The organism is uncultured Eudoraea sp., from assembly GCF_947258525.1.
Classification (GTDB): domain Bacteria; phylum Bacteroidota; class Bacteroidia; order Flavobacteriales; family Flavobacteriaceae; genus Eudoraea.
Window position 1 is genome coordinate 17,800 of record NZ_CAMYIP010000181.1, and the last position, 21,464, is coordinate 39,263.

Consider the following 21,464-nt stretch of genomic DNA (forward strand, 5'->3'; position numbering starts at 1 on the left):
AAATTAAAACAATTCATCAATTCTATCTTTTTGAATGGCATTCCAGGCGGTATTGCAACAAAGGGCCGAAACTTTATTCAGGTTTGCGAAACGAGGGTCTTTTGTAAACCCGTGCTTGAACCTATAATATATCTGTTGGGCTATAACCGCTATTTTAAAGAGACCATATGCAAAATAGAACGTAAGATTGTTGATATCCCTACCACTTTTAAGTGCATATTCATGTACAATTTCTGTCCTTGTTGGATTACCTGGCATTATTGTTGGCGATGGAAGTCCTTGTTTTAAAAAATCGGCATCCGAAGCCGTGGTCCAATACCCAAGAGAAGTACCAAGGTCCATCATTGGGTCACCTAAAGTGCACATTTCCCAGTCCAGTATTGCGGCAATTTGTGTCCATTGGTTATCAACAAATACAACATTATCATACTTATAGTCATTGTGGATAAGGCTATAATCATAGTTCCTGGGCTGATGAATTTCCATCCACGTCATTACCTTTTGAGCCGACTTAACCTCTTCAGTTGCAGCAGTGAGGTACTGTTTGCCCCAGTTTTTAACCTGTCTTTCTACATAGCCTTCGGGGTTTCCCAATGATTCAAGTCCGGCAGCCTTATAGTCCACCGCGTGTAACTCAACAAAAGTATCTAACCAGGTATTGGATATTTTTTTAAATTCATTGGGCGACACGCCCCGATCTTTAGCCTCCCTGGCAGTTAGAATAATTCCTTCAACTTTATTCATTATATAGAATGGAGCTCCTAATATCTCAACATCTTCCGTGTATGCATAAGTGACGGGAGTTTTTTCAAATACATTATGAAGCTTACTTAGTACTTTAAACTCCCTTCCCATATTATGCCCTCGTTTTGGTGCCGCAAATGGCGGACGGCGCAAAACATATTCCCTTTCTTCTATTTTTATCAGATAGGTAAGGTTGGAATATCCATTATAAAACTGCCTTATCATCAATTCGCTTTTTTCAGAATCGATCAAATTGTTTTGCAACAGGAATCTTTTCAAGTTCTCCTCATGAAGCTCTTCTCCTTTTCGAACAGTTTGGGTTAATTCCTTTTCCGGCATTGTTAGATTTCCGTGTATTTTTTAATAGTGTTTTTTCCCAATTGACTCAAGTGAACCTCATCCGGACCATCAGCCAGTCTCAAAGTTCTTGCTGAAGCATAAAAATGCGCTAATGGTGTGTCGCCACTTACTCCTTTGCCCCCCATGATCTGAATAGCTCTATCAATTACTTTTAAAGCCATATTTGGAGCTACTATCTTAATCATGGCAATCAGGTCTTTTGCATCCTTATTCCCAACCCTGTCCATTTTATCAGCGGCAGAAAGTACCAGCAGACGCGTTTGTTCTATTTCACAACGAGAATGGGCTATTTCCTGACGAATACTGCTATAAGTATCCAAAGTTCTCCCAAACGGACTGCGTTCCGTGGCCCTTTCGGACATTAACTCCAGGGAACGCTGCGCCATCCCTATTAACCGCATGCAGTGGTGTATCCTTCCCGGACCCAAACGCCCCTGGGCTATTTCAAATCCTCTACCTTCACCCAGAATAAGATTCTTTTTTGGAACACGTACTTTATTTAAAACTATTTCTGCATGTCCTTCCGGAGAATCATGGTATCCAAAAACGCTTAAGGGTCTTATAATCTCTAATCCCGGAGTATCCATTGGGACCAGTATCATACTATGCTGAAGATGGCGGGGTGCATCGAAATTTGTCTTCCCCATAACTATGGCAATTTTGCAATTTGGATCCATTGCCCCTGAAGACCACCATTTCCTTCCGGTTATTATATAGTCATCTCCGTCTGCTAGTATAGACGTCTCAATTTTAGTGGCGTCTGAGGAGGCCACATTGGGTTCGGTCATCAAAAATGACGATCTGATATCACCTTGCATCAAAGGATATAACCAGATATCTTTCTGTTCCGGTGTTCCATATTTTGCCAGGACTTCCATATTACCGGTGTCAGGCGGGCTACAATTAAAAACCTCTGATGACCATAATATCCTTCCCATGATCTCTGCCAATGGAGCATATTCCAAATTTGTTAATCCGGGACTTAATTTTCCATAAGTTTTCGGTAGAAACAAGTTCCAAAGCCTTTCATCCTTAGCCTTTTCTTTTAAGGCATCAAGGCCCGGCCACCTTTTCCAGATATTGTCGGGGTCTCTTTGAAAAGATTCTACTTCCTCCTGAATTGGCAATATATTACGGTCGATAAATTTTCTGAGTTTTTCCTGGAAAGCAATGGATTTTTCACTGTATTCAAAATTCATATCATTAATTTTATTCAGTAATCAAAGTTTATCCGGAAATTAAATAGCCTCCGTCTGCAACATAGACTCCACCTGTCATATAGGATCCGGCATCTGAAGCCAGTAGCATGACCATACCGGCCATTTCTTCCGGAGCAGCTATCCGGCCGAGCGGCAAGGCTTTTGTTAATCCTTCAACCAATTTTTCATTTGTCCATAAACCTTCGCTAAATTTGGTTTTGATCAGGCCAGGACACAATACATTAGCACGAATCCCATAGCGGCCCCATTCTTTTGCCTGATTCTTGGTTAGCATAATCAAAGCTGATTTAGTGGCACTATACAATCCTAATCCGAATCCGGGAGTTATTCCCTCGACAGATGAAATATTTATAATACTTCCACTGCCCTTTTCCTTCATATGAGGCAGGACCAAATTGGATAAGATCCATGGTGCCTTTACGTTCACACTCATTATCTTATCAAAAACTGCTTCGTCTGAGCCCTCCAGAGGACCATAATAAGGGTTTATCGCCGCATTGTTTACAAGGATGTCTATGCTTCCAAAATGCTCCATGGTCTTAGCAATAAGCCTTTGGCGTTGTTCAGAATCTCCAATATGGCATTGTATCCCCACCGCTTCAAGGTCTGCTTCCCTAAATTCGTTGGCAACCTGTTCTACTGCGCCCTGTTTCCTGCTACTTACTACCACTTTGGCTCCATTTTCCGCAAGCCCTCTAGCAATAGACTTTCCTATTCCCTTACTCGATCCGGTAACTATAGCGACTTTACCACTGAGATTAAATTTAGATTTTATACTACTATTCATTGGTTTCTGCTGACTTTATTGATTTTGGTAATTGTTCTAACACTTATGTCTCTAATTATTCCCTAAGTAAATAACTGTTTTTCAACAGAGGTTGTCAATATTTGTTCATCCATCAAAACTTCAGCCAGCGCTCTTGTTTTAGGAATTTCATATTTGAAATAAAATTTCATGGCGTGGATCTTACTTTCGTAGAATATCGATGAATAATTGGCAATGGTCAAAACCATGGCATTTTGTGCTTTAACAGCAATATCCAACCATTGCCAGCCTACAATTATATTTCCAAAAAATTCCATGAATACTGTAGCGTCTGATAAAAAACGTTCGTAATCTCCTTTTTTAGCAAAATTCATAAGAAATTGCACTACTTCCTGTGCCAGGGATAAAGTTGATTTGAGTTTCTTTGCATATGGCAGGAGATCTTCAAATTCAGATGCTGCTTTGATACTATTCATTATTTCTGCAGACAACAATTGTAATCCTTTGCCATTATTCATAGTAATCTTCCTTCCCAGAAGATCCAATGATTGAATACCCGTGGTACCTTCATAAATGGAAAAAATACGAATGTCTCTATAATATTGTTGAAGAATAAAATCTGAGCAAAAACCGTAACCCCCAAGAACCTGAAGACCATTACTTACCGAAATCAAACCCATTTCAGAAGGATAGGTCTTAGCAATTGGTGTAAGCATTTCCAGCAAATTTTTGTATCGTTCCCTTTCTTCCGGATCTGAATGTGTCTGCGACAAATCGTGATATTTAGAAGACAGTAATATCAGACTTAATGAACCTTCTGCTACAACCTTTTGGAGTAAGAGCATGCGTTTAACGTCCGGGTGGTTTATAATAAGGGTTTGCTCCTGACTCACATCTTTCTTACCTGTATTGGTAAGACTGCGGCCCTGTGGTCTTTCTCTTGCATAAGATAAAGATGCCTGATAAGCGGCCATGCTTATTGCAGCAGCGCCTCGCCCGACGGCTATCCGAGCTCCGTTCATCATCATAAACATATATTTCAATCCCTGATTGGGTTCTCCAACAAGCCATCCTTTGCAATCATCATTATGTCCGAAGAAAAGATGGGTTGTACAATAGCCTTTTTGACCCATTTTTTCAAAATCAGCAAAAGTCGTTACATCATTAGGAGTAAGGTCACCACTGACAGACGGCCTGTATTTAGGGACAACAAATAAGGAAATTCCTTTTGTACCTGCAGGTGCACCTTTAATTCGGGCCAATAACAGGTGAACAACATTTTCCGCCCCTTGATAATCTCCGCCGGAAATAAATATCTTCTGCCCTGAAATGTTATAACCGTCCTCTGAAGGTTCAGCCGAAGTCACAATGTCGGATAACGAACTTCCGGCCTGGGGCTCAGTCAGGCACATAGTACCGGTCCAATCGCCTGAAAGCATTTTGGGAACGAATATTTCATTAAGCTCTTTACTGCCAAAATGTACAATCAACTCCGCTGCCCCAAGGGTCAAACCAAGATATCCGGGCAAATGATTATTGGCTGTTTCCTGAATATAAGCAGAGGCAGTGACAACCATACCCGGCAACTGCATCCCTCCAATTTCATAGTCAAACAATCCGGAAACAAGTCCCATCTCTCCACCTTTTTTAATGTAGTTTTTTACTTGTGGATGAACAACTATTTCACCGTTATCAAAATACGCAGGCTGCTCGTCCATCTCCCTAAAAAATGGAAACATCTCCCTGTCTGAAAAATCTTTTACAGCATTCAAAAAAAGTTCTACTGATTCCTGATCATAATCATCATGACGACTTTGATCCAAAACATTTTGAAGGTCATGTACTTCGTAAAGTAAAAATTTAAGAGCATCTATGTCTATATATTGATTCGCCATAAGAAATTGAATTTATATGCTTAACAGAACAATTGTCAGATAGGTAAATTGCCAGTAGAATTCAGCCTCAATATAATCAATTAGAATGACATTCGCGGGTAAATTATTATCATATAAATGAAGATATTATTAGGCTACATCAGCTACAACTATCCTTATAATTTCCGCAACCTGAGCAATATATATTTAAATTCTACTTGTGAAATTCAGTTTTTGAAGACAAGATTGAAATCAAATATAATCTATATGGCATTGCTTAAAACTTTCAATACAGGAATTGTAACACTAGTTGTTTAAAATGATATATAGCGTACTTTTTCATATTTCATAGTTAAGCAAAATTTCGAATTCAATTAAAAACATTTACATTTGAACAATGACAAAAAATAAAAGAGTAATGAAAAAGATCAGGGTTTTATTACCATTAATTGCATTCATATTTGTTTTTCAGGCTTGCTCATCAGACGACAACGCCCCTGTTGAGGATAATAATGATGCTGTTGTGGGTACGTGGAATTTGGCCGAACTAAATATCAATCCTCCTCAGGATATTAATAGTGATGGGAATACTACTTCTAATATTTTGACTGAATTACCCTGTGCAACGGGCACACTTATTATTAACAGTGATGGTAGCTGGAGTTCTACCGTCGTTAATTTAGATATTACCACTATTACCGGAACGCTTTTTGACATTCGATGCACAAATACGAGCAGCACTGCTTCAGGAGTCTGGCAATTACAAAACTCACAATTATCCTTATTTTTTAATACTACTCTTTTCTTATATAACCTCAGCGGTGATAGGTTAACCAACACTACCAATGAGGATCTGCCCGGATTTATGAGTGAAGTTTACGAAAAACAATAATTTAATCATTTATCTTTCGAAGCGATCAAAGTTTGCAAAATCATCTTTAAACAGTTTCGGGTGTGTAATTTATATTCCATGAATCCGGCAATTATGGAATTATATTTTTAAATAAAAGAAATGGAATATCTGCTTAAACCCTGGCCCTGGTACGTTTCGGGTCCTTTGTTTACACTGGTAATGTTATTACTGATTTATTTTGGCAAAACATTTGGCATGTCTACTACACTCAGAACCCTATGCAGTATTGGTGGTGCGGGAAAATATTCTGATTTCTTCCGTTTCGACTGGAAAGCATATCGATGGAACCTCATTGTAGTCCTGGGTGCCATTATTGGTGGCTATATTGCAGTTACTTTTTTGTCTGATGGTTCCACCATCGCTCTAAACGCGCAAACGGTTTCCGATCTAAGTGAACTAGGGTTTTATAACGCAGGTGAAGGTCTTTTACCCACTGAAATTTATGCATGGGATAATGTTTTAACCTTAAAGGGAATGGCGATTCTTATAATTGCCGGATTCCTGGTTGGTTTTGGAACACGCTATGCAGGAGGTTGTACATCTGGTCATGCGATAACCGGACTGAGTAATCTTCAATGGCCTTCACTAATTGCAGTAATTGGCTTTTTTATTGGTGGATTAATAATGACACATTTTCTATTACCCTTAATATTCAGCCCATGAAAATTTTAAAATTCTTATTAGTTGGTATTTTCTTTGGAATAGTCCTTGTGAAATCTGAGGCCGTTTCCTGGTACAGGATCTATGAAATGTTCAAATTTCAGTCATTTCATATGTATGGCATCATTGGTTCCGCCGTTTTATTAGGTGTATTGTTCATATGGTTATTCAAAGTATTTGGTGTTAAAAATATTGAGGGAAACCGGATAAGCCTGGTGCCAAAAGATAGTGGCTTTGTTCGGTATATTGTGGGGGGTACTGTATTCGGATTGGGTTGGGCACTTGCAGGAGCTTGCCCGGGACCTCTATATGTTTTACTTGGCACGGGCGTAATAAGTATGTTAATTGTAATTGCTGCGGCAGTATTTGGGACATTTGTCTATGGCGTACTAAAAAGCAAACTTCCTCATTAATAAATAGAGGGGTTTTAATAATCTTTATCCCATTATTACTTGCACAGCATGTTCCTTGCCTTTTTCAAGTATTGGTATAATGTTAGAATTTATTTCTTTCCCATTAACCAGGATTTGTTTTATCCCTTTGCTAATATGTTTCGGGTTTTTGACATCGATATTGTAGGTAACATCCCTAAACACCCTTTTCATCTTAAAACCATCCCATGCAGATGGGATACAAGGATTTATCGCTAATCCATCATAGTCCGGACTAATTCCTAAAATATGCTGTGTAATTGCGTAGAAATTCCAGGAGGCGGTACCAGACAGCCATGAGTTTTTTGCTTCGCCAGGCTTATGTGCCTCTTTACCCGCGATCATCTGACAATAGACATAGGGTTCAACTTTGTGCAATTCTGACAATTCCTCTAGAAAGCTTGGTGCAATTTTAGTGTAATAATCATAGGCCTCATCTCCACGGCCCAGCATGGTTTCACCAATCATGATCCAGGGGTTGTTATGACAAAAGATTCCCCCATTTTCCTTATAACCCGCGGGATAAGTTGAAATCTCGCCATATTCTATATAGTACTTGGTGAAGGCAGGATAATTCAGGACAATTCCAAATTCGCAATCCAAATATTTTTTTACCGCATTTAAGGACTTTTCAACCATCCCTTCTTCTTTGCCAATTTCTGCCATGGTGCACCAACCCTGGGATTCTATAAATATCTTTCCTTCTTCATTCTCTGATGATCCTACTTTGTTTCCAAAATAATCGTATGCCCGCAGGTACCAGTTTCCATCCCAACCATGTTCCATAACTGCTTCACTCATATCATCTACGTGTACCTGAGCGGCTTCAGCTTCTTCCTCTTTGCCAACCCGTTTACAAAGCTTTACATATTCTTTACCGTACACCACAAAAAGACCAGCAATCATTAAAGATTCGGCTGTACCTCCCTTTTGGTTCTCCGTAGTTTGAAAAGACTCATTAGGATCCTCGGAGAAGCAATTTAAATTAAGGCAGTCATTCCAATCTGCTCTGCCAATTAATGGTAATTTATGCGGTCCCAAATTATTTACAACATGGTAAAAAGAAGCTTTTAGATGTTCAAAATGTGATTTAGCACGTGCAGAATCATTATCAAAGGGTACCAATTCATCTAACAGGGAAAAATCTCCGGTTTCCTTTATGTATGCAGTAGTAGAAAGGATCAGCCAGAGTGGATCGTCATTAAAATTTCCTCCTATTGCAGCATTGCCTTTTTTGGTCAGCGGTTGATATTGATGGTAACAGGAGCCATCTTCAAATTGTGTAGATGCTATATCATAAATGCGTTCCCGGGCTCTTTCCGGAATTTGATGAACAAATCCAATTAGATCCTGATTAGAATCCCTAAAACCCATTCCACGGCCTATGCCCGATTCAAAGAATGAGGCGGATCTAGACATATTAAACGTTACCATGCATTGGTATTGATTCCAAATATTTACCATCCTATCGAGCCGGGGGTCCGCAGATTGTATTGAGATTTTACCTAATAAATCATCCCAATAGGCCTTCAAATTTTCAAAGGCACGGTTTACCTTTTCTGCAGTATCAAAGGATGAAATCATTTCCTGTGCCGGCTGCTTATTAATGACCGATTTACTTTCCCATTTATTATCTTTCTCAACCTCAACATAACCCAGCATGAATATCAATTCTTTTTCCTCTCCGGGCTCAAGTTCTATTTCCAGGTAATGTGATGCAATTGGCGACCAGCCGTGAGCAATTGAATTTTTAGATTGTCCTTCGCTAACTACATCAGGGGCATCCAAACCATTATAAAGGCCAGCAAAAGTCTCCCTGTCTGTGTCATAACCTTTTATTGCGCCATTAACGGAGTAAAAAGCATAATGGTTTCGTCTCTCCTTAAATTCTGTCTTGTGGTAAATTACGGAGTCTTTTACTTCAACTTCACCGGTGGAGAAGTTTCTCTGAAAATTGGTCATATCATCTTCAGCATTCCATAAGCACCATTCAATAAAGGAAAACAGCTTTAATTGTTTACTATTTGATGAAGAATTCTTTAAGGAAACCTTTTGAATTTCGCCCCAGAAACCCAGAGGAATAAATTGCAGAACTTCTGCCTCTATCCCGTTTTTGGTTCCTTTGAACTTTGTATAACTCATACCATGACGGCATTCATAATGGTCCAATTCGGTTTTCACAGGTTTCCACCCGGGAGACCAAATAGTATCACCATCTTTAATATAAAAATACTTACCACCGTTATCCGCCGGAATATTGTTATATCTGTATCGGGTTAATCTTCGAAATTTTGCGTCTTTATAAAAAGTGTAGCCACCACCGGTATTTGATGTTAATGAGAAAAAATCTTTATTTCCAAGATAATTAATCCAGGGATATGGAGTTTTGGGATTTGTAATTACGTATTCTCTGTTTTCATCATCAAAGTATCCGTATTTCATTTTTTACGAAGTTTTTAGATTATTGAGTAGCCGATAGCAAAACCTAAAAGTAAAAAATGTTCTTTTAACAAAGATCCGGAATACAAAATGAATTCTAAAGGTGAGAATAAATGCTCATCCCGGTCTTATAGCCTGGACCTGTGAATAAAGAAATTTCCTTACTCATATACAAATCAACCCGAATTTTGGAAACCTCTTAAAGTCAAAAATCTCTATCTGACTGTTTCACGAGAGTATAGTTCACTCATGACCAGTTTTGGAGTTCTGTCAACTTTAAATAATCCCCAGTGTTTTTCCGGTTCCAGAGCTTCTTCCGATCCTTTCCATGATTCATCAAAAGCTTCAAACACGAATGTAAGCACCTCTGCTTCTTCACTCCAATCAACTAAATCATTATAATAAATACGTTGATGTTCTTCACTTACATTACTCGGGCAAATTCCTCTTCCGTTTGAAAAAGTTGTCCACCCTGCCTCTGTAATTACCACCGGTTTATTTGGATAGGTATCAGCTACCGTATAATAATTTTGCCTGGTATATTCCATAGCTTCATGAATGTTCTTATACTCCCATACAGGGTAGGTATGGATAGATATAAAATCTACTTCTTCAACCAGGTCTTTTAACTTATCAAGCCAGGGCAGATAATTTTCACAAAAAGTGACGGGTTGTTTGGCTCCTTTTTTAATCATCTTCACATAATTGACAACGCTATCAACGGGTACATAATGGTCAGTCCAATCAACACATGCTTCATTACCGGCAGACAGAGAGAAAATAATATTGGGATATTTGTTTGCCAGGCGTATCAATTTATTGATCTGCGAGACATTTGCGACTTTGTTTTTCTCGAGTTGCTCTTCAGAATAAGATCCGCCCCAGGGACAACCATAATTATTTACTTCGGCAACAATATAGGCGCCAAGCATCACTTTAAAATTAAGGTTCTCTTTATCAATGACCTCCAAAACTGTTTCGGCATGTCTATCACAGTCGTATAATCTAAGGTATCTCCAGTGATTATGAAGAATTAACAGATCTTCTTTGATTTCATCATAGCTGGGAAAAACGTCTCCAGGCCTCTGACCTTCTCGAAAACCTGAATAACAAATTGCCCTTCCTGCTTCTATATTTAATTCTTTAGTATAACTCATATTTCAATAACAACTTTTATAAACTATTGGAATATTAACCTTAAAATTTTAGTTTTTCATGTTTGTCCCAAAGCCCCCAGTAAGCACCAACGTCACCCTCTGCCCCAACTTTCCAGGATTCGTCAAAGGATGAAAAGTAGAATATATCTATATCTTCTTTCGCCGACCATACCTGGGTATTAATAAAATATTTCATAGCATTTACTTCAGAGGCAAATGCTGCATTTAAATTACCCCCTTCACTCGGCCAACCAGTTTCAGTAATAATTACTTTCTTCCCCTTACCTGCTTCAACGGCCTGAGCAAACATTTGTTTCATATGGAGCAAAGAATATTCCAATGGGCAACTTTCCCAATAAGGATAACAATTTGCCAAAATCACATCAGAAGCCTCCGTTATTCTTGGATGAACGCTAAACTCATAATAAGCATCTACATAGCCCATTGGAACATCCGGAATCGCTTCTTTTACCCTGTACATGAATTCTAAAAGCTCATCTTCACTTAAATCATTGCGATACAACACTTCATTACCAACTGCTGCTATATCTACGTGGCCGTCTTTAGCCAATTGAATAAGGCCTTCTATTTCTCTTTCATTAATTTCCGGATCATCACCCAACCAGGCACCTACCAGGGTTTTTATGCCAAATTCACGAGCTATTTTGGGAATAAATTCATTACCGTCTGTACATGAAAACGAACGAACCCATTTAGTATAAGGCTGAATAATTTTCATTCGCCTTCTTACTTGTTCCTCAGTAATAATATCCCCCGGCCTTTGCCCATCTTCATATAAGCTAAAACATAATCCATGCATTCCGCTTTCCATGGTTTTTCTCCATAGCTCTTTTAATTTTTCTGTTGAATATTTACCAAAATCAACACCTGATGATTCTGTAAGATCAATTCCTTTTAGGGAAAACTCATGTCCTTCTCTATACGACATATTATATATATTTAATTTTTAGTTTTTATTCTATAACCCAAAAAAAATTCAATATCCACTAACCCTGGGGAATGTAATTTTTTTGGTTTGAAAATAGGAAGTTAATTTTAGTTTTTTGCTTTCTTACGTTTAACTAATTCTGCACTAATTTCATTGGCACGTTCTTCCGTAAGGTCATAATTGCGCATTACATAGATGGCAACGAGAGTTCCAAGAATTGGGAATCCGGAATAAAATATCCTTAGACCCAGAATCGCTCCATCAGGCTGAACAGCCGCATCCGGATTAAATCCAACTACAGACATTATCGTACCTGTTAATAATCCTGCAATAGCGAAGCCAAACTTTACCATCCACCAATAAATAGCGCCAAAAATACCCTCTCTTCGTTCTCCTGTATTAAGTTCATCCAAATCGATAACATCGGCGGTCATAGACATCATCAGCGTAAATAAACTACCAATACCAAAGGCGAAAAAGGGAAGAGCGATAATAAACATATAGGGTTTTCCGGGAATAAATAGAAACCAAAGCATTATATATCCTAAAACAGAAATAGCTTGTGAGACAATAAAGGCTTTTTTCTTTCCCATTTTTTTGGACATGAAAGTGATAATAGGAATCACAATAAATGTAGTAGCCAAAGCTCCAACACTACCGAATAAAGTAGGCCAAACCCCGGCGGCTCCGGCATCACCGCCAAACAAATAATAAACAACGATAAAAAATGAAAAACTCGCGATAGTATAAAAGGTATTATAGATCAAAAATGTAGCAATGCACAATTGTCTGAAAGGCAATGATTTAAATGCCTCCTTAAAACCTACTAAAATCTTTTTTAAGCTTCCCCCGATTCCTTTAAAACTCAAAGGGGAGTAATCTGCATTTAGCGTGGATTCACTTTTTATAAAAATGGCAGGTACCATAGCAAAAATCATGCATATAATTCCTACCCATACGGCAAGGGTCCTTGTGGCTACATCTGCAGATTCAAACAATCCCTGGTCATACATAATTACCCAAAACCAGGGCGCTATCACCCATGCCCATTGCCCGATCCATTGGGCAATAGCCATAATATCAGTACGTTCATGAAAATCATTGCTCATTTCATAACCCATGGCCACATAGGGTACACTGAAAATGGTCAATCCCAAATAGAATACAAAGGACCATAATAAAAAATAGGTGAAATTATAATCAAGTCCATTTACACGATACAATTGCCACATAATGACAAATGAAATACCCATGATCAGAGCACCCAAAAACACATAATGCCTCCTTCTTCCCCATTTAGATTTGGTATTGTCCGAAATGAATCCCATAATTGGGTCGGTGATGGAGTCGAACACCCTGGGCAGAAAGAACAAGACTCCCCACATCCAGCCCGGAAAGCCTAAATCCTGTACTAAAACCACCATAAATATGCCCAGCGCTGCAGGAAACATTTGATTGGCAAGCATACCGATCCCGAAAGCTACTTTCTGCCCGTACGGGACTTTATTTTTTACTGCTGCACTTTGATTTGACATGTTTTTAGAGTTTTAGATTACTATTGGTTATTTAGGTTTATTTCAGATTTTAATCTCATCCGATAACAATTACAAATTTGTTAAAGATAGATCGGTGTATTTTTCTTTTAACACAATAAATGCTTCTTTCTTGTTTCTTTCAATATCTACCATTCCCCAATACTCCTCGTTTGGAGTACCGTCATAAGGAACACCTGTACTATTTGGAGCCCAGCCCCCCGGATCCTGTGTTTCTGTATTTCCTGCTTTCCACCAGCCATCTGTAAATGAGAACATGGTTACGCCGGAACAAATATCAGTGGCATTGAACACAGCATTTAAAATATTTCTATTGGCATCTGCCTGTGCTTTTTCGTTATTTCCTTCCGCATAGCCATCTTTTGAAATGGTCATAAAACTATCTCCTCCTGCTTCGGATAAATACATGGGTTTAGAACTAATTGCGCTCCATTCAGTAAAAATTGTTGTAGGATCATCCCAGCGATACACATTCATTCCCCAAACATCAATGTTTTCCGATAAAGACAGGGCTAATGAATCAGGCAATTCACCATGAGCAGTTGTAACCGGGTGTAAAGGATCTTTTTCGTGAATAAGCTCAGCTGCTGCATTCATTGTAGTATACCAGTTTCTTAAATCATCATCAAACCATTCGGGATGATAGTTATACTCGTTACCAAGTTCCCAAAGCAGTATAGCATTATGATTTTTATACATATTGACATAATCGATAAACGTTCCCGACTTAATATCGTTATTTCCATTCTGATCATATCCAAAACCGAGTATTACTTTGAGACCAGCTTCCTGTATCTGGTCAAGGACAGATTTATCCGCAATTGGTTCATATACCCGAATAGTGTTAATACCTGCCTCTGCCATTAAAGACAAATCCTGAGTTAAATTACTAAAGTCTCTCCTCTCACTCCCCTTTGGCACCGGATGATAACATATCCCCTTAATTACATAAGGGGTATTATTTACCAATATCTGGCGTCCTGAAATAGTAACGATATCAGTTTTAGGATTGTCTGTGCAAGAAACAAGAATCGCGGCTAAAAGGATTATTAAGCCGCTTAAATATTTCAATTGTATTTTTTTAATCATTATCCTCTTGGGGTAGATTAGAATTATTCAGGAGCTTTGGTTTCACTGGCAAGTGGCGGGACCATAACATCTTGCATCAAAGCATCACTATCTCCGTCATAGGTCTTTGTAATGGGTTCCCCGTTTCTGGTTAATCCTTCAAAGACACCTTCGTCTACTAAACTCCACATTGGATATTTGGCCTGACTTTTTATATTTATCATTCCGAAATGATTCTCTGAACCTTTTGGATTTTCAGCATCTTTCCATGGTTCATCAAAGCCTTCGAAATAAAAACATGAAATACCCGCTGCATTGGTCCAGTCGCGCATGTGCTTGTAATACAACGCTTGCTTATATTCGTCAGTGGCTCTGGAACCTGAGGATCCATAGAACCCATCAGAGGTCGTTGCCCATCCGGTTTCTCCAATATGTATTGGTTTGTCTACCCCTATACTTTTCATATAGCCTGAAACACTGTCGTATTGCGACATTGCAAACTCTTTTGCACGAAGCATAGCTGCATCTATCTTTTCAATATCGGATAATTGCTCTTCTTCTTCAGGAATTCCCCAAAATTCAGGATTATAATGTGTGTTATGATAGGGATAGGTGTGCATGGAGACGTAATCTACGGCATTATATAATTTTTCAAGATCTTCGGTATGATATTCAGCACCGCCACCACCCCATGATGAAAAGTCATCAGAGCTTGTTATCCATAAATCTTCAGGAAGTTTACCCTCTTTTTTTAAATCCTGGAGGTGGGTTACCCATTTTAATATCACTCTCGGTTGCACATAATAAGTTTCCGCCCATTTTACCATTGCCTCGTTACCCACAGCAATTATTTTTACAATATCCGGATATTGATTTGCCAAATATGATGCTACTAAAATTTGATTTGCATTGGCTTCACTTTCCCGTTCGTGATCAGGGGGCACAGCGGTCCATGCATTTTTACAATCTATCCATGCACCTAACATCACATACATTTCAAAATCGGAATCTTCTTCTTTTAATTCGCTAATAGCCTTCAATAAATTAGTGGCCTGGGGTAAGTGAACTTTATAAGTGCGTACAATTTTAACACCCATGGCTGCCAATAGCTTCATATCTTCCTTAAGTTCTTCAATGGCGGGTTCAACATCATGATCAACATCCCTGTAACCCCCATATGACATTGCCAAAAATTCCGGGTTACCCAGAATGTCCTTTGCGCTTAAACTTGTTACTTCCTTCACAGAATTAGTTTTAATCTCTTTTTTAGTATTGTCTTTGCAAGAAAAAACTATTATAGCTAATAGCAGGTAAATAGTTGTTTTCATAATTTTTTTCATGTCTCTATATTTATTTTTTAATGGAAACAATTATTCTATTGATTTCTCCGGTTCGTTCAAAAACCTTTTTGCTTGTAGCCTCATCAAGAATCAATTCTTCATATTCCATAATTGAATCCTTGCTAAAGACAATCTTCAAATTCTCATTTTCCGCCAATTTGTAAATTATTGGTATTTGACAATATGTAAATCCAAGTGAATTTTCTTCCAGTTTCAATTCTTTTTGTTGCTTATCCACGTTGGTATATGTCAATGATCCGCCCTTTTGTAAAAATTCTTCTTTTCTTAAAAGATCAGGTTTAAATTGAAGCTTACCTTTATTTACCATGACGCCCAGCTCTCCAATTCTACTCAATATATCTTCTTTTACCTGACCTGTCATCCCGGGTTGCTGCGCGCCTTTTCCTGCTGGAGTATGTGAATAAGGATCAGTTGGAAACGCTCCATAAAGTTCAGGGGATTTATGCACTCCAATACCTTCGTTAATTTCATAATAATGATCTAATAGTCTGCCTACTATTTCATCATTTTCATTGTCTTCTATGGCTTTTAGGCAACATTCCTGAACAGCTAATAGCAGTTTAGATACCATATGCCAATAAATAGAGCCCAGGCCTTCGTAACCAAAGAATGTCCCTGACCTTCCGGTAAATGATTTGTGATCAAATACCTCTTCAAAAATATTTAATACCAATTCCTCATCTTGTTCAATAAGCTTACCGTATTGCTCATTTGGAAGTTCAGAAAGCGCATTTTTTAGGCTATTGGCATTATTGAAAGAGCCATTAAAATGGTAATTGCCTGCAACATCCTTTTCTATAATTTGTTTGTTTCCATCTTTAAGCAACTGCCTCAGTAAGTTGGACTGTTCTACTTTTTTTGAAGCTATATTATTCTTATCTACAAATCTTGGCAATTCCTTGTTGGGATAAAGTATATAGCTATACTGATCTTCTCTGAACAGGCTACTCGCCTTGAGGCCATCAAGTACCGCAAGACATGATTCTGAAGTGAGATAGCCGGCACTAAGAACTGCAACCTGTCCTTCCAGCATTTCACTCAAATATGAAATAGAGATCTCATTTTCATTCTCAACAGCCATCAGGTTATAGGCATGATACATGTTATCCGCTCTTTTGTTCGCATCAATGGAATGATCAAGATATTCTAAAACCAGCTCTACAAAATTGAGTATATCAGTTTTGGAAATATCTTTTTTGCTCCCACTAAATCCATTAGCATAAACATTGGCTCTGTAGGCACTGCCAGCCTCGCCTAAGCCATCCAGAATTAGTTTTCTATCAGCATCTGATATTTTGCTTTTCAAAGTATATGAATACTGCTCCAATGTGGAGGCCAGACCCTGAAAAAATGTAACCAATTCTTCTGAAAGTGCGGTATTGGTAAATTTTGCGTTTAAAAGTAAGTTCTGAAAGAATTTCAAAAATCTTCTTAGGTAATAAAGAGTAACCATAGAAACACCGTTGCCAACCAAAGCATTGTTGGCATCATTCCATTCTGGTCTCTGGGTATTAAGCCAAATTCCTCCTTCGGGAATTAAGTTAGAGCACTTGGACATTACGGTAGCCAGTAATTTTTCCAGAAGATTTACACTATAAATATCAGAATCCTTTGCAGTCATAAGAGCACCATCTGCACCCAGTTCACTTTTCCTTTTGTCTATCTGATCATTAAGATCATGATCATAATCAATAGTATCCTTAGGATTTTTAAGGGTATCCTGATAACTTTTAATTTTATAAGGAACATTCGCATAAACAAATAGTTCCTGATTAAAGTATGCTTCTAATTTGGAGGGATAATAATTTTGAATAATCTCCAAAAATTTCAGGAGATAAATTATTTGGTGATCGCCCCAATAGCCAATATATGACCAAGGATCATCCGGCTCTATTACTTCCCAGTCAAAGCCATCTTTAGTAACACGATATGGATTATAGCCTTCAAATGTAGTGGCATTTAAAAACTTGTGAATCATACTATCAATAAATTCGGGATAAGAGTGCGCCAGAGCCTCCCAGTTTTGGAAAATATCTCGCCAGTTACCCTCATAATCCAGGACTTTAGATCCATCAATTTCACTGCGTGTATTTATTGAAAATCTATTCCAAGGCCTACTTGGATCGCCATGCCTTCGGCTAAATTTTAGAGGCATGTACTCAAAACAAAGACGTTTAAAATTACTATCCGGACTTTGATCCGCGATTTTTCGTAATTCCTTTAGTGAAAATGTAACAGGAATTTCCTCCAATATCTTTTTATTATCCTTAGAGACTGCTGTATTTGCCTTTTCAATATACCTTACAAAATCGTTCTTGTCTATATTGTAACCGTCATCAAAAATACCACCTCGCATTATATTAAATAATACGTTTGAAAAGTGTCTTGTATTTTGAAGTTTATCCGATGTTACTTGCAAACCATCCGCGGAATAGGTCAGTTCTTTCAGGTTTTGTGTACCCAATTCTATATCCTCCAAAACTTTATTATATAAACCTTTTTCGGACTTTAATAATGAAGATATAGCTTGCACATCGGATGGTCCCTGATTTAAGTTAGCCACAATTATCCAGTCTTTATCCGAATTGGGACTAAGTTTAACTTTTGAACTGATGAAATAAGCGCTCTTTTCTGCTTTGATATCAATTTCGTCATTTATTGGCAATCCTTTTCTAAAATTATCAAGCTGTAGAGAGGAAATTAAATGTGTAGGTTTGTTACTCCCAAGAGACCATGCAATAGTCGACTTTAGCGCTTCGCTTGGCTCCGCCTTATCAACAATTACTGCGCTTAAAGCATAAATGCCCAGTCCTATTTCTACTTCCAGTTCACTTTTTTTATAGGCATCGGCAAGGTTGCTTCTGTTATTCTGCAAGTCCTCATGGATACCGTAAGGCAATATATTTTGAATTCCGTCTAAAATAGTTAGCTGAACGTCATTTTTTGAATTATTTACGAGTGTCGACTTTTTAACAAATCCATACAAGTCAGATGAATTCCATTGATAGCGGAATGTTAAGCCCAAATCCTCATTAATTTCTTCAAAGATTATTTTGTTGCCGAAACTGTTTTTATATAAATTTCTGGTAATTGTATATACCCCTTCGTAACGCTCAGAAAAAGGCTCCCAAAGTAAAGACTTGCCATCTTTATGGATTTGAAGTATGGTCTTACTGCCAGTAATCTCATTCGATTCTGTAATTTTATCATCCGTATAATAGGGAAAAATTGCGCTGTCACTATTCTTTCTTCCGGCACTCAGTGCCCCATTACTGGAAATAAACATCCAATGATCCGAATCACTTACAATACTCATGAAAAATGGTCTCATGGCATGGCTGTTTGAAATTTTATAAAAACTTTCATTTTCCATGAGTACAGGTTCTCCTTTTATTTCGGGTTTTTCAAAATGAGCTTTTATATCACCTAAGTATATTTTGCGTTGATTCATTTAATGATAATTTGATTGTTCTAAACTTAAAAAAAACTCCTGAATTAATATATTACTTCAAACTTTATATTCTAATTTTATCTAGTCATTTAGTTTACCATAAATGGAATATTCGCAGTTGCTGAATGATTATTTCCATCATCTGCATAAACAAATAACCTGTATGTTCCTTTTTCCTGTACTTTAATTTTAGCAGCTCCATCTTTATGTGAAATTATTGCTCTTTCCAGGGCGGCCGGGCGTTCTTCATAATCACCTCCTTCTTTGGTCTCTGTGCTTTCATGCAATACTTCCCAAGTATAGCTTATGGTATCGTCTTCAAAATCAACCAGTTTAATTTCAGCATTGTACATCTTATCGGCTTGTAAAAAAACATTGTCGTAGGCCGTCTTTCCATCTAAAGTAAATGATACAATCTGAGGCGTTCTATTATCCGGCCATTCTCCATTCCATATGTAGTGCATTACATCTACAGATTCTGTTTCCTGACCATTTTCCAGAAAGATACCATACCAGGTTGGTGTACGCTCTTGTTTATTCCCCCAGAGAAAAACGTAAGAACCAATACATTGTAAGGTATCTGCCTCAATACCCTGCTTAAAACGCTTTAAATAATTGGCTGCTTTAAGTGAGCTGTGCTCTTCAATGGGAGCTCCCCATTGTGTCTTTGGAACTTCCCAATGCCCCGTGGCACCCCATTCTGTAATCATATAAGGGCCATCCCATCCATACTCCCTGATCAGGGCAGGTACTGCAGGTAATTCTCCATACATCTGGATAGACAAAATATCGAGATCCGGACATCGTTCTTTGATGTAATTAATTTCTTTTTGCGAGATGCCGGAAAGGCTTGTAGTGGTAGGATGATTTGGATCTAACTCATGGATCATTCTTGAAATTTCATTAACAGCATCCCACACTTTAGGATTCTCATAACTGAGGTTTAGTTCGTTGCCTATACCCCATATCAAAAGGGCAGGATGATCCTTTATGCTTATCACCTCTTTTTTAATTCTTTCCAATTGCCCATTTACGGCAGTTTCATCATTATAATCAAAGCCATGGCGTTCTCTGCCAACATTAATTCCCATGGTTACCATTAAGCCATTTTCCTGCGCTTCATCCAGAACTTCCAATGCTGTTTTTTGACCATTGTCGGTTTGCCAGGTCCTGAAGGAGTTACCCTTATGGCTGGCAAGAGAACTGACATCTCCAAATTCCAAACCCGCCCCCTTAATATAAAAAGGTTCTTTATTGACTAATAGAGCATATTTACTATCCTTGAACATAATTTCAACCCTGGCCGGGCCCGGGTTGAACTCAGTATCACCTGCAATATCTTTTTTAACGGAATTATCTTTGCATGAAAAAAAAACACAAAAACAAACTAAAAAAATAATTTGTCTCATTTATTGATTTATTTCCTGATTAATATTTCCTGGACTTCTTCAAGTGTTCGTCCCTTAGTCTCAATAACAAATTTATGTACAAAGAATATGGCGCAGAAGGATAATAATGCATAAAGGGCGAAAGTCACCGTTGGTCCCAGATTGGATAATTCCCAGGGAAATACCTGGGTGACAGAAAAACTTACCAAAGAGTTAAAAAAGCCCACTGCTGAAATTGCAATTCCTTTTATTTTACTGGGGAAAATCTCTGAAATCAATGTCCACATAACCGGTCCCAAAGAAATGGCAAAGGAGGCAACATACAGCAGGATAGCAATCAATACCAAAGTAGCGTTGATTTGTATAAAATTAGTGATTTCATTACGTTTAAACTTCAGAAACAATTCCTGATTCATGGCAGGTTCAACCTCCGCAAAAAGTGCAGACTGGCTCTCGTATGACCTACCTTTAAAATCTGATAATGCTGTTCTAATTTCATTGTTGCTTATTTTAGCAAGGGTCTTCTCATTAAAATCATAGGTTGCACTATTAAATGCGAAAGCAGCCATCAAAAGTGCAATAGTCATAAAAGTAGTCCCTATCAGTAAAAGTGGTTTTCGGCCCAACTTATCAATTAGCCATATAGCCACCAGGGTAAATACAAGGTTCGTAAGCCCTACCACAATAGCCTGTAAAAATGAGGAATCTGTGCTTCCTCCGGCTTGTTCAAATATCGTAGGGGCATAATAAAAGACCGCATTTATCCCTGTAATCTGCTGAAAAAATGCTATCCCAATTGCAATTATCATGATGGTGCGATTTCTGTATTTAAACAGATCTGCAAGGGTTCCTTTTTCTTCTTTAGCAGATATTCCCCGCTGAATCTCTGCAATGGTAACTTCGGCATATTCTTCACCGCCAATCTTAGCCAGAATCTTTCTTGCCAATTTTACTTCGTTCAATTTCCTTATCAACCATCTTGGACTTCTTGGTACTGTAAAGAGTGCTAAAAAATAAATTGCTGCAGGAATGGCTTCAACACCCAACATATAGCGCCAGCTTTCACCTTCCATATTTACAAGGAAATAATTGGAAAAATAGGCAACGGAAATACCAATTACTATATTCAA

General features: G+C 38.0%; 16 protein-coding genes. 3 read left to right on the forward strand and 13 right to left on the reverse strand.

The genetic code is table 11. From position 1 onward, the window contains the following. Positions 1 to 3: 3 nt before the first annotated feature. The 4 genes from Q0X89_RS13365 to Q0X89_RS13380 all read right to left on the reverse strand — a co-directional run bounded on the left by Q0X89_RS13365 (position 4) and on the right by Q0X89_RS13380 (position 4,985). Entirely contained in the window at positions 4 to 1,083 is a 1,080-nt protein-coding gene (locus tag Q0X89_RS13365) for a phosphotransferase family protein (RefSeq protein WP_297694988.1), read from the reverse strand. A gap of 2 nt (positions 1,084 to 1,085) precedes the next feature. Then, positions 1,086 to 2,303, reverse strand: a complete 1,218-nt coding sequence (locus tag Q0X89_RS13370; RefSeq protein WP_297694991.1) for an acyl-CoA dehydrogenase family protein — start codon at positions 2,301 to 2,303, stop codon at positions 1,086 to 1,088. Positions 2,304 to 2,331: 28 nt separating this feature from the next. Next, on the reverse strand, positions 2,332 to 3,111 hold the full coding sequence (locus tag Q0X89_RS13375; RefSeq protein ID WP_297694993.1) for a glucose 1-dehydrogenase: 780 nt from the start codon (positions 3,109 to 3,111) through the stop codon (positions 2,332 to 2,334). Positions 3,112 to 3,173: 62 nt separating this feature from the next. Next, positions 3,174 to 4,985: an acyl-CoA dehydrogenase gene (locus Q0X89_RS13380; protein WP_297694995.1), complete on the reverse strand. Its 1,812-nt coding sequence runs from the start codon at positions 4,983 to 4,985 to the stop codon at positions 3,174 to 3,176. A gap of 397 nt (positions 4,986 to 5,382) precedes the next feature. On the opposite strand from Q0X89_RS13380, the gene Q0X89_RS13385 reads away from it, so the two are divergent. From Q0X89_RS13385 to Q0X89_RS13395, 3 genes are all read left to right on the forward strand, one after another. Beyond that, positions 5,383 to 5,856: a hypothetical protein gene (locus Q0X89_RS13385; protein WP_297694997.1), complete on the forward strand. Its 474-nt coding sequence runs from the start codon at positions 5,383 to 5,385 to the stop codon at positions 5,854 to 5,856. A 120-nt stretch (positions 5,857 to 5,976) separates the two neighbouring features. Continuing rightward, a complete protein-coding gene (locus Q0X89_RS13390; RefSeq protein WP_297694999.1) occupies positions 5,977 to 6,540 on the forward strand; it encodes a YeeE/YedE thiosulfate transporter family protein in 564 nt (187 codons plus the stop codon). Further along, complete coding sequence (locus Q0X89_RS13395; RefSeq protein WP_297695001.1) at positions 6,537 to 6,950, forward strand: DUF6691 family protein; 414 nt, start codon at positions 6,537 to 6,539, stop codon at positions 6,948 to 6,950. The genes Q0X89_RS13390 and Q0X89_RS13395 overlap by 4 nt, the downstream gene beginning before the upstream one ends. Before the next feature lie 24 nt (positions 6,951 to 6,974). On the opposite strand, the gene Q0X89_RS13400 is transcribed toward Q0X89_RS13395, so the two are convergent. From Q0X89_RS13400 to Q0X89_RS13440, 9 genes are all read right to left on the reverse strand, one after another. Continuing rightward, positions 6,975 to 9,410: a glycosyl transferase gene (locus Q0X89_RS13400; RefSeq protein ID WP_297695004.1), complete on the reverse strand. Its 2,436-nt coding sequence runs from the start codon at positions 9,408 to 9,410 to the stop codon at positions 6,975 to 6,977. 212 nt (positions 9,411 to 9,622) lie between these two features. Beyond that, positions 9,623 to 10,564, reverse strand: a complete 942-nt coding sequence (locus Q0X89_RS13405) for a glycosyl hydrolase family 17 protein (RefSeq protein ID WP_297695006.1) — start codon at positions 10,562 to 10,564, stop codon at positions 9,623 to 9,625. Between the two features lie 40 nt (positions 10,565 to 10,604). Next, a complete protein-coding gene (locus Q0X89_RS13410; protein WP_297695009.1) occupies positions 10,605 to 11,513 on the reverse strand; it encodes a glycosyl hydrolase family 17 protein in 909 nt (302 codons plus the stop codon). A gap of 107 nt (positions 11,514 to 11,620) precedes the next feature. Further along, positions 11,621 to 13,048, reverse strand: coding sequence for an MFS transporter (locus tag Q0X89_RS13415; protein WP_297695011.1), 1,428 nt, complete (start codon positions 13,046 to 13,048; stop codon positions 11,621 to 11,623). Between the two features lie 69 nt (positions 13,049 to 13,117). After that, on the reverse strand, positions 13,118 to 14,137 hold the full coding sequence (locus tag Q0X89_RS13420; protein ID WP_297695013.1) for a glycoside hydrolase family 2 TIM barrel-domain containing protein: 1,020 nt from the start codon (positions 14,135 to 14,137) through the stop codon (positions 13,118 to 13,120). Between the two features lie 41 nt (positions 14,138 to 14,178). Next, the gene (locus Q0X89_RS13425; protein ID WP_297695015.1) at positions 14,179 to 15,474 is read right to left on the reverse strand and encodes a glycosyl hydrolase family 17 protein; all 1,296 of its coding nucleotides are present in this window, start codon (positions 15,472 to 15,474) and stop codon (positions 14,179 to 14,181) included. A gap of 10 nt (positions 15,475 to 15,484) precedes the next feature. Further along, entirely contained in the window at positions 15,485 to 18,946 is a 3,462-nt protein-coding gene (locus Q0X89_RS13430) for a hypothetical protein (protein WP_297695017.1), read from the reverse strand. Between the two features lie 89 nt (positions 18,947 to 19,035). Continuing rightward, on the reverse strand, positions 19,036 to 20,355 hold the full coding sequence (locus tag Q0X89_RS13435; protein ID WP_297695019.1) for a glycoside hydrolase family 2 TIM barrel-domain containing protein: 1,320 nt from the start codon (positions 20,353 to 20,355) through the stop codon (positions 19,036 to 19,038). A gap of 8 nt (positions 20,356 to 20,363) precedes the next feature. After that, positions 20,364 to 21,464: MFS transporter (locus Q0X89_RS13440; protein WP_297695021.1), on the reverse strand; the 1,101-nt coding region annotated here is incomplete at its 5' end.

What these genes read in the sequence shown, in the direction of transcription:
- Q0X89_RS13400 (WP_297695004.1), bottom strand. Translation starts at nt 9,410, where the DNA reads ATGAAATACGGATACTTTGATGATGAAAACAGAGAATACGTAATTACA.
- Q0X89_RS13395 (WP_297695001.1), top strand. Translation starts at nt 6,537, where the DNA reads ATGAAAATTTTAAAATTCTTATTAGTTGGTATTTTCTTTGGAATAGTC.
- Q0X89_RS13375 (WP_297694993.1), bottom strand. Translation starts at nt 3,111, where the DNA reads ATGAATAGTAGTATAAAATCTAAATTTAATCTCAGTGGTAAAGTCGCT.
- Q0X89_RS13430 (WP_297695017.1), bottom strand. Translation starts at nt 18,946, where the DNA reads ATGAATCAACGCAAAATATACTTAGGTGATATAAAAGCTCATTTTGAA.
- Q0X89_RS13415 (WP_297695011.1), bottom strand. Translation starts at nt 13,048, where the DNA reads ATGTCAAATCAAAGTGCAGCAGTAAAAAATAAAGTCCCGTACGGGCAG.
- Q0X89_RS13390 (WP_297694999.1), top strand. Translation starts at nt 5,977, where the DNA reads ATGGAATATCTGCTTAAACCCTGGCCCTGGTACGTTTCGGGTCCTTTG.
- Q0X89_RS13385 (WP_297694997.1), top strand. Translation starts at nt 5,383, where the DNA reads ATGAAAAAGATCAGGGTTTTATTACCATTAATTGCATTCATATTTGTT.
- Q0X89_RS13405 (WP_297695006.1), bottom strand. Translation starts at nt 10,564, where the DNA reads ATGAGTTATACTAAAGAATTAAATATAGAAGCAGGAAGGGCAATTTGT.
- Q0X89_RS13365 (WP_297694988.1), bottom strand. Translation starts at nt 1,083, where the DNA reads ATGCCGGAAAAGGAATTAACCCAAACTGTTCGAAAAGGAGAAGAGCTT.
- Q0X89_RS13380 (WP_297694995.1), bottom strand. Translation starts at nt 4,985, where the DNA reads ATGGCGAATCAATATATAGACATAGATGCTCTTAAATTTTTACTTTAC.
- Q0X89_RS13425 (WP_297695015.1), bottom strand. Translation starts at nt 15,474, where the DNA reads ATGAAAAAAATTATGAAAACAACTATTTACCTGCTATTAGCTATAATA.
- Q0X89_RS13410 (WP_297695009.1), bottom strand. Translation starts at nt 11,513, where the DNA reads ATGTCGTATAGAGAAGGACATGAGTTTTCCCTAAAAGGAATTGATCTT.
- Q0X89_RS13370 (WP_297694991.1), bottom strand. Translation starts at nt 2,303, where the DNA reads ATGAATTTTGAATACAGTGAAAAATCCATTGCTTTCCAGGAAAAACTC.
- Q0X89_RS13435 (WP_297695019.1), bottom strand. Translation starts at nt 20,355, where the DNA reads ATGAGACAAATTATTTTTTTAGTTTGTTTTTGTGTTTTTTTTTCATGC.